13 protein-coding genes are annotated in these 15,132 nt (G+C 54.1%); 1 reads left to right on the top strand and 12 read right to left on the bottom strand.

Features of this window, described 5'->3' with window-relative positions; all coding sequences use genetic code 11:
• Positions 1-16: 16 nt before the first annotated feature.
• The 3 genes from lolE to lolC are packed head-to-tail and all read right to left on the bottom strand — an operon-like array spanning position 17 to position 3,163.
• The gene (gene lolE / locus SJI19_RS15880; protein ID WP_323479243.1) at positions 17-1,264 is read right to left on the bottom strand and encodes a lipoprotein-releasing ABC transporter permease subunit LolE; all 1,248 of its coding nucleotides are present in this window, start codon (positions 1,262-1,264) and stop codon (positions 17-19) included.
• A complete protein-coding gene (lolD, locus tag SJI19_RS15875; RefSeq protein ID WP_323479242.1) occupies positions 1,261-1,968 on the bottom strand; it encodes a lipoprotein-releasing ABC transporter ATP-binding protein LolD in 708 nt (235 codons plus the stop codon). The genes lolE and lolD overlap by 4 nt, the downstream gene beginning before the upstream one ends.
• The gene (gene lolC, locus SJI19_RS15870) at positions 1,961-3,163 is read right to left on the bottom strand and encodes a lipoprotein-releasing ABC transporter permease subunit LolC (protein WP_323479241.1); all 1,203 of its coding nucleotides are present in this window, start codon (positions 3,161-3,163) and stop codon (positions 1,961-1,963) included. Before lolC ends, lolD begins: the two co-directional genes overlap by 8 nt.
• A gap of 211 nt (positions 3,164-3,374) precedes the next feature.
• On the opposite strand from lolC, the gene mfd reads away from it, so the two are divergent.
• Entirely contained in the window at positions 3,375-6,824 is a 3,450-nt protein-coding gene (gene mfd, locus SJI19_RS15865) for a transcription-repair coupling factor (RefSeq protein ID WP_323479240.1), read from the top strand.
• 81 nt (positions 6,825-6,905) lie between these two features.
• Here mfd and SJI19_RS15860 read toward each other — a convergent pair whose 3' ends face one another.
• The 9 genes from SJI19_RS15860 to ptsG all read right to left on the bottom strand — a co-directional run bounded on the left by SJI19_RS15860 (position 6,906) and on the right by ptsG (position 15,050).
• Complete coding sequence (locus SJI19_RS15860; RefSeq protein WP_323479239.1) at positions 6,906-7,445, bottom strand: glycine zipper 2TM domain-containing protein; 540 nt, start codon at positions 7,443-7,445, stop codon at positions 6,906-6,908.
• A 433-nt stretch (positions 7,446-7,878) separates the two neighbouring features.
• Positions 7,879-9,183 (bottom strand): NAD(P)/FAD-dependent oxidoreductase, encoded by a 1,305-nt coding sequence (locus SJI19_RS15855; protein ID WP_323479238.1) that lies wholly within the window; start codon positions 9,181-9,183, stop codon positions 7,879-7,881.
• Between the two features lie 234 nt (positions 9,184-9,417).
• Positions 9,418-9,960, bottom strand: coding sequence for an alpha/beta hydrolase YcfP (gene ycfP / locus SJI19_RS15850; protein ID WP_323479285.1), 543 nt, complete (start codon positions 9,958-9,960; stop codon positions 9,418-9,420).
• A gap of 157 nt (positions 9,961-10,117) precedes the next feature.
• Positions 10,118-11,161, bottom strand: a complete 1,044-nt coding sequence (nagZ, locus tag SJI19_RS15845) for a beta-N-acetylhexosaminidase (RefSeq protein ID WP_323479237.1) — start codon at positions 11,159-11,161, stop codon at positions 10,118-10,120.
• Between the two features lie 43 nt (positions 11,162-11,204).
• The gene (locus SJI19_RS15840; RefSeq protein WP_323479236.1) at positions 11,205-12,047 is read right to left on the bottom strand and encodes a phosphotransferase; all 843 of its coding nucleotides are present in this window, start codon (positions 12,045-12,047) and stop codon (positions 11,205-11,207) included.
• A gap of 4 nt (positions 12,048-12,051) precedes the next feature.
• The gene (gene lpoB / locus SJI19_RS15835) at positions 12,052-12,624 is read right to left on the bottom strand and encodes a penicillin-binding protein activator LpoB (protein ID WP_323479284.1); all 573 of its coding nucleotides are present in this window, start codon (positions 12,622-12,624) and stop codon (positions 12,052-12,054) included.
• A gap of 17 nt (positions 12,625-12,641) precedes the next feature.
• The gene (locus SJI19_RS15830; protein WP_323479235.1) at positions 12,642-13,064 is read right to left on the bottom strand and encodes a YcfL family protein; all 423 of its coding nucleotides are present in this window, start codon (positions 13,062-13,064) and stop codon (positions 12,642-12,644) included.
• Positions 13,061-13,411, bottom strand: coding sequence for a purine nucleoside phosphoramidase (gene hinT, locus SJI19_RS15825; protein ID WP_323479234.1), 351 nt, complete (start codon positions 13,409-13,411; stop codon positions 13,061-13,063). Before hinT ends, SJI19_RS15830 begins: the two co-directional genes overlap by 4 nt.
• A gap of 199 nt (positions 13,412-13,610) precedes the next feature.
• A complete protein-coding gene (gene ptsG / locus SJI19_RS15820) occupies positions 13,611-15,050 on the bottom strand; it encodes a PTS glucose transporter subunit IIBC (RefSeq protein WP_323479233.1) in 1,440 nt (479 codons plus the stop codon).
• Between the last annotated feature and the right edge of the window lie 82 nt (positions 15,051-15,132).

Raw genomic sequence — 15,132 nt, 5'->3', positions numbered from 1 at the left:
ACCTGGCAAAACCGACTTATTGACCACTTAGAACCCGCGCCGGGTCGATACGGCTTGCACGTCTGGCCGGATACCAACTGGCCAACAAACTCAGCAATAACGCCGTACCTAATACAATCGCCACGTCCAGCCAATGCAGCTCGGTAGGCAAAAAATCGATGGGGTAAATATCACCGGAAAGCAGATTATGCCCGAGCAGGTGTTCAATGCCCTTAACCAATGACGTCAAATTCAGCGCCGCCGCCACGCCAACCACCACGCCGCTGACACTGCCCGTTAAACCGGCCAGCAGGCCATACCAAATAAAAATAGCACGGGTTAGCCGGTCTTTAGCACCCAGGGTGCGCAATATGGCGATATCGGTACTTTTATCCTTCACCGCCATGACCAGAGTGGAAACAATATTAAAGCAGGCTACACCAATCACCAGCACCATGGCCAGATACATAATAGCCCGGATCATTTGGATATCCCGGTACATATAACCATAGGTGTTGATCCAGCTACGGATGTAGACATACGATTGCGTCACCTCTCCCGCGTCACGCACCAACTTATTGGCAGCAAAAGGATCCGCCATTTTAATGGCAATGCCGCTGATGTCATGCCCGCGGTCCAAATATTGCTGCGCATCGGCCAGCGGCACCATGGCGAAACTGTGATCCAATTGACCGTTGAGTGCCAAAATACCGCTGACCTGCAGCCTGATACGCTTAGGCTGCAGCAACTTCATCTCGGGATCGCTGTTGGGGATCATGATGGTTAACCAGTCCCCCTGTTTAACACCAAGGGCTACCGCGACACCCTGGCCGATAATAATCTGTTGTTTGCCGGCGGAAAAATTCTGCCACGCATTATTCTGCACATACGAAGGCAGCGCACTTAAATGCGACTCCTGCTGTGGATTGACCCCGCGCACCTGGATAGCTTTTAGCTTCGCGCCACGTTCCACCAGACCCGTGAAATTCAGGTAAGGTGCGGCCGCCTCGATACCGGGTACTTTTTCCACTCGGGCCAAAATGGCCGGCCAACCGGTAAACGGCGGGTTCACCGGTTCAATCTCCCCGTGGGGCACCACCGCCAGAATACGATGGTTCAACTCGCGTTCAAACCCGTTCATGGCGCTCAGACCGATAATCAGCACCGCCACGCCCAGAGCAATACCCACGGTGGAAATAATCGAAATCAGCGAAACCATACCACCGCTGCGCCGGCCACGGCTAAAGCGCAGTGCAATCTGTAACGCCAGTGGTATACCTCTCATCCACGGACTCCCGACAGATCGGCGTCTGGTTGCAACTGGCCGTCTCGCATTTCCAACTGACGATTCAGGCGCCGCGCCAAGTGCAAATCATGCGTCACCACCAGAAACGCCGTGCCCTGACGCATATTCAGTTCACCGAGTAGCTCAAAAATACTGTCGGCGGTACGCTGATCCAGGTTACCGGTTGGCTCGTCAGCCAATACCAGGGCGGGGTGATTGACCAATGCCCGTGCAATGGCGACCCGCTGGCGTTCACCGCCTGAGAGCTCCGAAGGACGATGATGGCCGCGTTTCTCCAGCCCCACCGCCGCCAACATCTCGCTGGCGCTAGCTTTGGCCTGCTGTGGCGTGGTGCCGCCGATCAGAAGCGGCATGGCAACATTTTCCATCGCGCTGAAATCCGGCAGCAAATGGTGAAATTGATAGATAAAACCCAAACGACGATTGCGAATTTCTGCACGTGCCTGAGAAGAGAGGCTGTTAAGCGGCTGGCCTTCGAAAATCACCTCTCCGGAAGTGGGTGCATCCAGCCCCCCCAACAGGTGCAGTAAGGTGCTTTTACCGGAACCGGAGCTGCCGACAATCGCCATCATTTCGCCCGGCTGCATGGAAAAGGTGACGTCACGCAGTACGTCGGTGAAGAGTTTGCCTTCTTGGTAACGCTTACTCAGATTGTTACATTGCAACAAAGGAGCATTATTCATAACGTAAAGCCTCAGCGGGGTGTGCGGCGGCCGCGCGCCAGGAAGGATACAGCGTGGATAACAACGCCACCACCATCGCCAATAGAGCAATGGTGACCACCTGTAGCGGTTCGATATCAATTGGCAACTGGGCACCATCGAGGAACGAGCCAATCACCGGCATCAAATTATTCAGTTGGCTGGCTAGCAACAGGCCCAGGCCGGTACCCAGCAACGCGCCAATAACACCGGCACCGGCACCCTGCACCATAAATACCAGCATCACCTGACGGCGGGTCAGCCCCAGCGTTTGTAAGATGGCCACTTCGGCCTGTTTTTCCATCACCAGCAGGCCTAGCGAAGTAATGATATTAAACGCCGCCACCGCGACAATCAGGCTAAGCAGCAATCCCATCATGTTTTTTTCCATCCGTACCGCCTGGAACAGCTCACCTTTACGTTCACGCCAGTCTTTCCATTCGGTCCCGGCGGGTAACGTTTGGCGGCTAACCGATTCAACGTCTAGTGGATTTTTCAGCCACAGGCGCCAGCCGGTAATATTGCCGAGCGGATAACGCATCAGGCGCGAAGCATCCTGTTGGTTGGTCAGCAATTCGTATTCGTCCACTTCACTATTGGCGGCAAAGGTGCCCACCACGGTGAACAATCGCTGACTGGGGATGCGCCCCATCGGGGTAAACTGGCTGGCACCCGGCACCATCAAACGCACCTGGTCGCCGCGTTTCACGCCGAGTTGGCTGGCCAACTGCTCGCCGAGGATCACCTGATAACCGCCCGGTTGCAACTGATCCAAACGCACATTAACCAAATAACGTGCCAAGGGTTCAGGATCATCAGGATTCACACCCAGCATCACGCCCACCGCTACGCTGCGCGCGCTTTGCAGTACCACATCAGCGGTGGTTAACGGCACGATTCGGCTAACACCCTTAAGTCCTTCTAGCGCCGAGGACGGAATGCGTTTAGGATCCAGTGAACCGCTGGGTGTGGTGATTAACGCCTGGGGCATGACGCCCAAGATATTGCCTTCCAGCTCACGCTCAAAGCCGTTCATCACCGATAAGACGGTGACCAGGGCCATAACGCCCAGCGTGATGCCGATGGAGGATAACCAGGAGACAAAGCGCCCGAATCGGTCTGATGCCCGCCCACGCATGTAACGCAGGCCGATATATAATGCGACAGGTTGATACATTGAATTCCGTTTTGATGCGGTTGCCAAAGCAAAGTGATCAAGGATAATAAAGGGTCGTACCCTATTATGGAACCACTAACCACCTCTAGAACCGGCTTTTATTCTTGTTAGGCCGCCGAACATGAGCCATCATGCTTACTGCATGACCGTTTTGCCGCAGGCCATCGCGTATTGGCCCCAGGCCGCAAGAGAAGAGATCTAACCACTGTTTATGTCCGAACATTATCGATATACCTTACCCACTAAGCCCGGTGAGCAGCGTTTATTGGGCCAACTCACCGGCGCCGCCTGCGCCGTGGAATGCGCCGCTATTGTCGAACGCTACCCCGGCCCGGTAATGCTGGTCGCGCCCGACATGCAAAATGCACTGCGCCTGCACGACGAAATCCGGCAGTTCACGCGCCATCCGGTCATTACCTTGCCCGACTGGGAAACATTGCCTTACGACAATTTTTCTCCCCATCAGGAGATCATTTCCGATCGGCTATCGACGCTCTACCGGCTGCCGTCATCAGAACGCGGGATTATTATCCTGCCAATTAATACCCTGATGCAACGGGTATGCCCACATTCCTTCCTTCATGGCCACGCGCTGTTGATGAAAAAAGGGCAGCGCCTGTCGCGGGACAAGCTGCGCACCCAGTTGGAACAAGCCGGCTATCGTAGCGTCGATCAGGTCATGGAACACGGCGAGTTTGCTACCCGTGGCGCCCTGCTCGATCTGTACCCCATGGGCAGCGAAGAACCCTATCGCATTGATTTCTTCGATGATGAAATCGATAGCCTACGCATCTTTGATGTGGATACCCAACGTACTTTACACGAAGTGGAACACATTAATCTGCTGCCGGCCCATGAGTTCCCCACCGACAAAACCGCCATTGAATTGTTCCGCAGCCAGTGGCGTGAACAGTTCGACGTCAGGCGCGACGGGGAGCATATCTACCAGCAGGTCAGCAAAGGAATGCTACCCGCCGGCATCGAATACTGGCAACCGCTATTCTTTAGCGAACCGCTGCCCGCCTTGTTTAGTTACTTGCCAGCCAACACCTTATTGATCAATACCGGCGATCTGGCCGCTGGCGCCGAACGGTTCTGGCATGACGCCAGCCAGCGTTACGAGAATCGACGAGTAGACCCCATGCGGCCACTGGTGGCACCCGAAACGTTATGGCTACGCGTGGACGGATTGTTCAATGAACTGAAAAACTGGCCACGCGTGCAGTTGATCGGCGAAAAACTGGCCGACAAAGCCGCTAACGTGAATATGGAGTATCAACCGCTGCCGGATTTGGCGGTCGACGCGCAAAATAAAGCGCCCATGGATAAGTTGCGCCAGTTTTGCGAAGCATTCGACGGCAGCATCATTTTTTCGGTGGAAAGTGAAGGCCGACGCGAAACCCTGCAGGAACTGCTGGCTCGCATCAAGCTCAACCCCAAATTGATCGCTCGGCTCGACGATATCGACCGCCCTGGCCATTTTTTGATTATCGGTGCCAGTGAGCGCGGTTTTATCGACCATTACCGCCAACGCGCCCTGATCTGTGAAGGGGATTTACTGGGCGAACGCGTCAGTCGCCGACGCCAGGATAATCGCCGAACCATCAATGCCGATACGCTGATTCGCAATCTGGCTGAGCTTCATCCCGGCCAGCCGGTGGTCCATCTGGAGCACGGTGTCGGCCGTTACGCCGGAATGACCACACTCGAAGCCGGTGGCATCAAGGCTGAATACCTGATTCTCACCTATGCCGGCAACGATAAGTTGTATGTGCCGGTATCTTCATTGCATTTAATCAGTCGCTACGCAGGTGGTGCGGAAGAAAATGCACCCTTGCATCGGCTTGGGGGTGATGTCTGGTCGCGGGCGCGGCAAAAAGCCGCGGAGCGGGTGCGCGACGTTGCGGCCGAACTGCTGGATATTTATGCCCAGCGCGCCGCCAAGGTCGGTTTCGCCTTTCGACAGAACCGCGAAAATTACCAACTGTTTTGCGAAGGTTTTCCCTTCGAACCTACCCCGGATCAGGCACAGGCGATCAATGCCGTGCTCAGCGACATGTGCCAACCGCTGGCCATGGACCGCTTGGTGTGTGGTGATGTGGGCTTCGGTAAAACCGAAGTCGCGATGCGCGCCGCGTTCCTGGCGATTGAGAATCATAAACAGGTGGCGGTGCTGGTACCGACTACCCTACTCGCTCAACAGCACTTCGATAATTTCCGCGACCGCTTTGCCAACTGGCCGGTACGCATCGAGATGATTTCGCGCTTTCGCAGCGCCAAAGATCAGGCCCAGGTGATTGAACAAACCGCAGAAGGCAAGGTGGACATCCTGATCGGTACCCATAAGCTGTTGCAAAGTGATATTAAATGGCGCGATTTAGGCTTGTTGGTGGTCGATGAAGAACATCGATTTGGGGTTCGTCATAAGGAACGTATCAAAGCCATGCGCGCCGACGTGGACATCCTGACCCTGACCGCTACCCCGATTCCGCGCACCTTGAATATGGCGATGAGCGGCATGCGCGATCTGTCGATTATCGCCACCGCGCCAGCGCGCCGCCTGGCGGTAAAAACCTTTGTCCGGGAGTATGACAGCCTGGTAATACGCGAGGCGATCCTGCGTGAGGTATTGCGCGGCGGTCAGGTCTATTATCTTTATAATGACGTGGAAAATATCGAAAAGGCCACCCTGCGCCTGCAAGAACTGGTGCCCGAGGCACGTATTGCCATCGGCCATGGACAAATGCGCGAGCGGGATTTGGAACGGGTGATGAACGATTTCCATCACCAGCGGTTTAATGTGCTGGTGTGTACCACCATCATCGAAACCGGCATCGATATCGCCAACGCCAATACCATTATCATTGAGCGTGCCGACAACTTCGGACTGGCCCAGCTTCATCAGCTACGTGGACGCGTGGGACGCTCCCATCACCAGGCTTATGCTTATTTGCTGACGCCACCACCTAAAGCCATGAGCAAGGATGCCTTGAAACGGTTGGAGGCTATTGCTTCGTTGGAAGATTTAGGCGCCGGTTTTGCTCTGGCAACGCACGATCTGGAGATTCGCGGCGCAGGCGAACTGCTGGGCGAAGACCAAAGCGGCCAGTTGCAAACCATCGGTTTTTCACTGTACATGGAACTGCTGGAGAGCGCGGTAGAGGCGCTCAAATCCGGACGCGAACCCTCGTTGGACGATTTAACCAGTCAGCTCACCGATGTCGAGCTACGCATGCCGGCCCTACTGCCGGAAGAGTATATTCCTGATGTGAACACCCGGCTGTCGTTCTACAAACGTATTGCCAGCGCGGCGGATACGCGAGACATTGATGAACTCAAGGTCGAACTCATCGATCGCTTTGGTCTCTTGCCCGATGCGGCACGACACTTGCTGGAAATCGCCGTCCTACGCCAGCAGGCCCGCGGGCTGGGCATTAAGCGTATCGAAGGCAATGAGAAAGGGGGTTTCATTGAATTTAGCGAGAAGAACTGCGTCGATCCGGTCTATCTGATTGGGTTGCTGCAGCGGGATTACCAGACGTTCCGTCTGGACGGGCCCACGCGGCTGAAATTTATCACCCCGCTGCCCGATCGCCTTGAGCGTTTGAAATATGTCCATCATCTGCTAGAGGAGCTTAATCAGCATAGGCTACCGGCCTGACGCCAGTCAAACTGCGCCAACACGCGGCGTATCATGGGCATCACACGTCCCAGGTGCCGATCGAGCACCTGGGACAATCGATTATGCCGATGTATTCAGTTCCAGCCGACCTTGGTTATCCAGGGGAATTTGCGTGCCTGGATCGTGATCCATGCGAATTTTGCCTTGCTGATTGCCTATTTTGTAGGTCACGTCATAGCCGATCCGTTTTTGCGATTTATCATAAACCGTCTGGCAGCGTTGCTGGCTAGTGGAATAGGTGTCTCTGTCCTGCAAACTGCCCTGTACCTGGTTACCGGCGTACCCTCCAGCCAATGCACCGGCCACCGTCGTCACATCCTTACCATGTCCGCCTCCGAACTGGTGACCCAGTACCCCGCCCGCCACCGCGCCCAACAATGATCCCGCGATTTTGTTTTCATCTTGTACCGGCCGACGATGGGTTACGGTAACATTACGGCATTGTTGACGCGGGGTTTTAATGGTTTCATTGATGGGGGTAGCCGTGACCACTTGGGCATATTGCGGGCCGGATGAAAAGAGATCCAGACCAGCCACTGCCGCGATGCCTGAAGCCGCCGCAATCCCAATACCGACCCCGGCTAACATTGATTTATTCATGGAAAATCCTCCAGACGTCATTCCCACGCGTTTATTTCACCTCAGGTTGCCCCATCCCGCCCCCGTCAAACCAGCCGCTTGCAGGGAATCGCTTTGTTGATAGGCAATACCCGTTTGATTTTACATGACTCCTCTAGCTCGGCGCGCGTGAATCACCGGTCAGATAATACGTACTCTGCACGAAGCGGTTAGGCACCACAATCAGACGAATAGCGAAAACAGATGACAAACATGTCATTAGGCCGGTATTTGAGAAAATTCCTACGACGAGGCCAAGTGGTTGCTCAAACGAATAGGTTGGTCTGCGTCAATGATTGCACCGGTAGGCGACAATCTATACATGAAAAGGAGATCACCGCGGGTGTGCGCCGAACGCTACAATCCGCGTTTCGACGCATCACCTAGCGATGCTATTACCGCGCGGGAAGCATCATCAATGCAATTTTAAATGCGGACGAATCACTCGGTTAATCCGTCCCACCAATATAATCAGACCGGTTTTCATCACACCGTGCAGCGCCACTTGGTGCATACGATACAGTGAAATATAGGCCGCCCGCGCGATACGCCCTTCGACCATCATGGAACCGCGCATAAGATTTCCCATCAGGCTACCCACCGTACTGAAGCGAGATAGTGATACTAGCGAACCATGATCTTTATATACATAAGGCTTAAGCGCCTGGCCCTTGAGCAGCGCCAGAATATTGCTATAGGTTTTGGTGGCCATCTGGTGAGCTGCCTGTGCACGCGGCGGCACAAACCCTCCTGCTGCCTGTGGACATGAGGCACAGTCGCCAATGGCGAATATAGCCGGATCGCGGGTGGTTTGCAGCGTGGGTTCTACCACCAATTGGTTGGTGCGATTGGTTTCCAGCTCACCGATATCTTTGAGAAAATCTGGAGCTTTGATCCCTGCCGCCCATACCATTAATTCCGCCGGGATAAATTCACCGTCTTTGGTAGTGAGGCCACCGGGCTCCGCGCGGGTTACCAAGGTGTTGGTCAGTACTCTGACGCCCATTTTACTGAGCTCCTGATGTGCGGATGTGGAAATACGCACCGGCAAAACCGGTAAAATACGCTCTCCCGCCTCAACCAACGTCACGTTAAGCGCCTGGCTATTGAGTCCTTTAAACCCGTAGCTGTGCAACTCTTGTACCGCATTATGTAACTCGGCCGATAGTTCAACGCCGGTGGCTCCGCCGCCTACGATGGCGATATTCACCCGGTCATCAGGCGAGGCATGGGTGGAAAAGCGTAGGAACAGATTAAGCATTTCATTATGGAAACGCTGGGCCTGGGTCGGACTATCGAGGAAGATACAGTGCTCTTTTACCCCAGTAGTACCGAAGTCATTGGAAACACTGCCGAGCGCCATCACCAGGATGTCATAGGACAACTGACGGGCCTCTACCAGACGCTCCCCTTGGGTATCGAGGATTTCGCCGAGCAGCAGCGTTTTTTCCTGCCGGTTGATATCCGTCAGGCTACCCAACTGGAAATGGAAGTGATGATTACGGGCATGCGCCAGATAGCTGATGGCGTCAACACCTTCATCGAGCGAACCCGCAGCCAGTTCATGTAACAACGGCTTCCACAGATGGCTATGATTACGATCTACCAGGGTGATTTCGGCTTTTTTACCGCGCCCGAGGGATGACCCAAGACGGGTAGCCAACTCCAGGCCGCCGGCACCGCCACCAACGATAACAATTTTTTTCAGGGGTGATGACAAAATAACCTCCAATTGTAAACCACTCGTTAACTAAGAGTAAATAAAAATACCCTTATAAAACACGTGGTTACATTACATAAAATGACGCCAGGCGTCAGATTATCATGTCAGGTCATTTGGTCACACCAAAATTGATATAAATCAATTTTACGCTTTAACGCCCCCCATCGCGCTAGCGATCTGCAGCAAGGCCACCAATGAGGACCGCAGCATCATAGCTGCCGACTGAAGCTATCAGCCCAAGGCTTTAAACGCTTGCATACGTTGCAGATGAGGCGCCATATTTTTGAATTTGTGACCTTCGGTTTCATCCCAAATAATTTCATAATACTGGCCAAGCAACTCGGCGCTACGGCGATTGTCCAGCGCATCATCCAAACGGGAAAGTATCGCCAGGCAGCGATCACGATTCTTGTCGCGGAAATTTTCCACACACTTCGTCGAGATGTCCACATACTCTTCTGGCCGATCGATTTTACCCGGCATATTTTCCTGCGGAAATAAATTGGGATTAACGATCACCTGACGCATGTCACATAAAAAACCGATACGTTCCGCCCAAAAGCCGCCTAAACCAACGCCGCAAATCAATGGACGCTCGTCATCGGTCAATTGCTGCATCTTATTCACTTCTTTGAGTAGATGCTGCATGTCATGGCGTGGATGAAGAGTGCTGTAGCTAATCAAACGCACATCCGGATCGATAAACTGCAGTTGCAGCACTTTCTCGTGGTTACCGGGACTGTTCGAATCAAAACCGTGCAAATAGATGATCATCACTATCCTCGCCTTTACCCGTTATCTCCAAGTTGCAGGTGGGTTGGCAACGCTTATGTACCTAACCACTTACCTGAGTAAGTCGTAGCACCTTACGCTTGCCGCCTACCCGCGCCTCAAAATCCAATAGGTCGATAAATAAGTCTGACCGCTGGCCTCAACGGCCGTGGAGGTCTTCTCGTCGCTGCTTTTCTTCAGCCCAGTGCTGCGTTAACCGGGTCAGCCGTTGGTGAGTCTCCCGCCAGCGCTGGGATGCCAGCAATTCTTTCCAAATATAGACTCTTTGATGATATAACGCATCGAGGCCTTCAACATTGATCGCAGACAGATTATCAAGCACCGTTACTGCGCCGGCGCGATTGTTACAGACGAGTATCATGTCACAACCGGCGCTCAGCGACGCCTGGGCTCGTTCGGCGTACCCACCCATTATTGCCGCCCCTTCCATCGATAAATCATCGGAAAAAATGATGCCGTTGAATTTTAATTCCTGGCGCAACATCTCTTTTAGCCATTTTGCCGACGCACTGGCGGGTAAATCATCGACTTCGGTATAGATCACATGGGCCGGCATAATAGCGTCAAGTGCACCACGCGCAATAAGCGTAGAGAACACCTGCATATCTTTAGCGCGAATCTCTGCCAGCGAACGGCCATCCCGCGGCGTTTCCTTATGCGAATCCGCGCTGACTGCACCATGGCCAGGGAAATGCTTGCCGGTGGCTTTCATTCCCGCCAGATGCATACCGCTAATAAAGCTTTCCGCCAGCGTGATGGCCGGCTCCGGCAAGTGATGAAAGGCGCGCTCGCCAATGGCCGCACTGCCGTGGCCAATGTCTAGCACCGGCGCGAAGCTGATGTCGATATCCATGGCGATCATTTCAGCCGCCATCAACCAACCGGCATCCTGCGCCAGTGCGATGGCTTCCGGCATCGGATGCAGCGCCGCATAGGACTCGGCGGCCGGTAACGCGGTAAACCCGTCGCGGAAACGCTGTACCCGGCCGCCCTCTTGATCCACCGCCACCACCAGCCGCTGGCGAGACGCCTGGCGGATCTGTTTGATGAGCGACGCCAACTGTTCGGGATCGTGGTAATTACGGGTGAACAAAATGACACCGCCCACCGTAGGGTGCTGCAGTATTTCGCGTTCTTCGTTATCCAGCTCATAGCTGGCGACATCTAACATCAATGGACCCACACCGACCTCAACCCTTAACGTATTGATAAAACTTACCTGCCGATCAAAACGGCAGCCCCAAACGCCGTCGCAGCGGCGTAGCTGCCGTCACAAACTGCTGTTGGCGGGTCTGCCCCCAACGAGCTTCGTACCACATCATCATCAGATAATCGACCCAAGGCGCCCATGCAGCGATCCGCTGTTGCAGCACCGGTGCGCCATAACCGGCCCCGCTGGCACAATAGGTGCGCAGCAAAGCCTGTTGCTCGCACGCATTCAAGTCGTTACCTCGAACCAATGCCGCTAATTCCAGGGCAATATCGCCATCTGCGGCATACTCCCAATCGATCAGTAATAGATCGCCGTCAACGCTGCGTAGCACATTGCCAGGATGCAGATCCATATGCAAAGGGGCGATATGCAAAGCCGCTGGCATCTTTTGGCGCATAAATCGCTGCTGCAAGCGTAACCAGGCAGGACAGCGGCGATCCGGGTCGCTGGCCTGCCAGTAAACGGCGTAACGGGCACGTAGATTGAGGGGATAACCATAAAGAGGACGCCGGTGGAGCTGCCGTAACCGGCGCGCCAGTCCGCCGCCGCTCAGCTCGTCCTGCCATAGGGCGGGCGACAGGTTTTCTCCCGCCAGCCAATCCACCAGCAGCCATTGCGCCCAGCGGCCGCGTGGCCTCGGCGCCAGTTTGCTGGGCAGCAACTGGCGCAAGATACGGTATTCTCGCTGCCTTTCGACCCCAAGCACCCGCTTTTGCGGCGTGTTTTCGCGCGCCAGACAGTCGTTGCCCGGTGCGCGAACCCGCCAGCTTTCTCCCGTCAGTCCGTTTACCGGTTCGATATGGTACTGGTTACGATTAACCCCAGGCCACATCCGACTTAGCAGCTCATCGAGCATAACGTCACTCTTGCGCAAGCCCTTTACCCGACCAGATAATTTCGCCCGATTGCACCAGCATCAGCTGTAGCTCAAGCTCTGGCAGCTTGGCATCGCCGCTGACGTCGCTATACAACACATATTGCGCATTCACATAACGCGCCAAGCCAATCGCCTTGGAACGCGACTCCAGGCTATCGTCCACCGACAGGCCAAGAGTCTGCTTAGCCAAGACCAGTTGATTCTGGCCAATCAAGGTGAACTGGTGATTAGAGTCCAGTGCGCTATACAACGCCGCGGTGGCTTTGTCGGTCTGAACACTGCCGTTGGTGTTATTTTTCACCGAATTGATCAACAGTACGCTGCCAGGCGCTATCCCTTGCACGCCAAGCATCTGCTGAATCAGCGGCGCGACACTCGCCTGCCAGTCGAGGGTATGCATCTTAGGCGGCATCGGTACTGGCGTCGACTCTGGCGGCGCAGGTGGCGGTGTTTGAATCGGCTCCACGGTGGCGGGCGGCTGCTGAGGTTCCGGCGTACGTGTTGGACAGCCGGTCAACACCAACGTGGCCAATAAGATAAATAGAGACTTTTTCATCATCTTGCACTCAAAAATCATAAGAAAAGAGACAGGCGCACACGCTTAGCCTCAAGATTACCGTTGACAGAATCCAGGCTAACATCAGCACCGGCGGGAACCGTCACCGTACGAACATCGGCGAAAGGCAAAATATCCAGCCCCTGCTCGTCATACCAATAAAACCGATAATGTATCGTGACAGCATGATGTTGCCGGTTATGGATAACCGACTGCGCCCGCAGACGCCCCTTATCGTCACTCATTTCCGGCTTGCCAACACTGATACCTGCGGTCATGACCGAAGGATCCATAATCAGCGTCTGTCGATCGTTAATCATCAGCGTGTCTTTTGGGTTTTGCCCGCAGCCCGCAAGCGTCAGCAATACGGTCAATAACGGCAGTACAAAACGCAGGGTTCGACCCGACCCGGTAATGTTCAGGCGCAGGGTTGCACTCAAAACGAGACCAATGGGCCAAGCGCGCGACCACCCAACAGATGCATATGCAAATGATAAACTTCTTGGCCACCATCACGGTTACAATTAACAATCAGCCTAAAACCGTCTTTGGCAATGCCTTCCTGCTCGGCGATTTTCGCTGCGGCGGTAAACATCCGTCCCAACGCCGCTTCATGCACGGCGGTGACGTCATTAACGGTTGGGATCAGAACATTGGGCACAATGACAATATGGCTGGGTGCTTTGGGGGAGATATCGCGAAAGGCAGTAACCAGTTCATCTTGATAAACGATATCTGCGGGAATTTCCCGGCGAATAATTTTACTGAAAATAGTTTCTTCGGCCATGACATCTTTCCTTGTATCAAAACAGGTTAGTGCATGGAGTATGAGCGACTTATGCCCTTTCTTTCAACCTCAGGATGGTTTTATTAACGGGTATGCTATCAGAGGGAGGTTCCTCTTGATAAGAACCCCCCTCTCGCGCCCTAACACCCAGAAATGGATTTACGGCATCTCGTCATTTTGCCCATCATGCGCGCGTTGCTCAGGCAAACTGACGGATATACTCGTCCATATCGGTTTTCAGATTATCGGACTTGGTGCCGAAGATCGCCTGTACACCAGACCCCGCTACCACCACTCCCGCCGCGCCCAGGCGTTTTAAACCGGCTTGGTCAACCTTAGAGATATCCGCTACGCTTATCCGCAGCCGGGTGATGCAGGCATCTAAATTGGTAATATTCTCCTTGCCACCAAACGCCTTAACCAGCGCACCAGCCATTTCGCTGCCGCCTTGAGCTTGGGTGACCTGCTGACTGGTGGTTTCCCGTCCGGGTGTTTTGAGGTCCAGCCTGATAATCAGTACCCGGAAAATGGTGTAATACACCAGGGCATAACCAACCCCAACCAGCGGGAACAGCCAGATCCGGCTACTGTTACCACTGAGTACGATAAAATCGATCAGACCGTGGGAAAAGCTGGTGCCATCACGCATGCCTAACAGGATGCACAACGGGAATGCCAACCCGGCCAAGATGGCGTGGATGACATACAGGATCGGCGCCACAAACATAAACGAGAATTCGATCGGCTCGGTAATGCCCGTCAGGAAAGAGGTCAGTGCCGCGGAAATCATGATACCGCCAACTTTCGCGCGATTCTCCGGTTTGGCGCAGTGCCATATAGCAATCGCGGCGGCGGGCAGGCCGTACATTTTAAACAAAAATCCGCCGGATAATTTCCCTGCAGTCGGATCACCCGCCATATAGCGCGGGATGTCGCCATGGAATACCTGACCGGCGGTATTGGTAAATTCACCTACCTGCATTTGGAACGGCACATTCCAAATGTGGTGCAACCCAAAAGGCACCAGTGCGCGTTCAACCAGGCCATAAATGCCAAAAGCAACCACCGGATTCTGGTACGCCGCCCACTGAGAGAAATCCTGGATTGCTGAGCCGACAGGCGGCCAAATGAAGGAAAGCACCACGCCCAGCACAATGGCGCACAACCCTGAAATAATCGGCACAAACCGCTTACCAGCAAAAAACCCCAGGTATTCCGGCAATTTGATGCGATAAAAGCGATTAAACATGTAGGCCGCGATGGCACCGGAAATAATACCGCCCAATACGCCGGTATCGGCAAGATGTTTAGCGGCGATCTCTGCCGGTGGTAAATGCAGCACCAATGGTGCAACCACCAGCATGGTTTTCACCATAATGCCGTATGCAACCACCGAAGCTAATGCCGCTACGCCGTCATTATTGGTAAAACCAAGCGCCACGCCGATGGCAAAAATCAGTGGCATATTGCTGAATACCGATCCGCCGGCCTCGGCCATTACATGGGAAATGACCGCAGGTATCCAGCTGAAATCGGCTGAACCGACCCCTAGAAGAATCCCGGCGATAGGCAATACCGATACCGGCAGCATAAGCGATTTACCGACTTTCTGCAGGTTGGCAAATGCGTTTTTGAACATAATAAGTGTTACTCCTGAAGATAAAATAATGCTGAAGTTAGTGCGCAATGCTACGGGTGCAAAAGCCTCTTGGGACTTTTGA

The sequence above is a fragment of the Acerihabitans sp. TG2 genome, assembly GCF_035013185.1.
Classification (GTDB): Bacteria; Pseudomonadota; Gammaproteobacteria; order Enterobacterales; family Enterobacteriaceae; genus Acerihabitans.
This window is presented reverse-complemented; position numbering and strand designations above follow the sequence as displayed.

Bases quoted from the DNA above. Each gene is read 5' to 3' on its own strand.
- lolE (WP_323479243.1), bottom strand. From the start codon at position 1,264: ATGAGAGGTATACCACTGGCGTTACAGATTGCACTGCGCTTTAGCCGT.
- lolD (WP_323479242.1), bottom strand. From the start codon at position 1,968: ATGAATAATGCTCCTTTGTTGCAATGTAACAATCTGAGTAAGCGTTAC.
- lolC (WP_323479241.1), bottom strand. From the start codon at position 3,163: ATGTATCAACCTGTCGCATTATATATCGGCCTGCGTTACATGCGTGGG.
- mfd (WP_323479240.1), top strand. From the start codon at position 3,375: ATGTCCGAACATTATCGATATACCTTACCCACTAAGCCCGGTGAGCAG.
- SJI19_RS15860 (WP_323479239.1), bottom strand. From the start codon at position 7,445: ATGAATAAATCAATGTTAGCCGGGGTCGGTATTGGGATTGCGGCGGCT.
- ycfP (WP_323479285.1), bottom strand. From the start codon at position 9,960: ATGATCATCTATTTGCACGGTTTTGATTCGAACAGTCCCGGTAACCAC.
- SJI19_RS15840 (WP_323479236.1), bottom strand. From the start codon at position 12,047: ATGCTCGATGAGCTGCTAAGTCGGATGTGGCCTGGGGTTAATCGTAAC.
- lpoB (WP_323479284.1), bottom strand. From the start codon at position 12,624: ATGAAAAAGTCTCTATTTATCTTATTGGCCACGTTGGTGTTGACCGGC.
- hinT (WP_323479234.1), bottom strand. From the start codon at position 13,411: ATGGCCGAAGAAACTATTTTCAGTAAAATTATTCGCCGGGAAATTCCC.
- ptsG (WP_323479233.1), bottom strand. From the start codon at position 15,050: ATGTTCAAAAACGCATTTGCCAACCTGCAGAAAGTCGGTAAATCGCTT.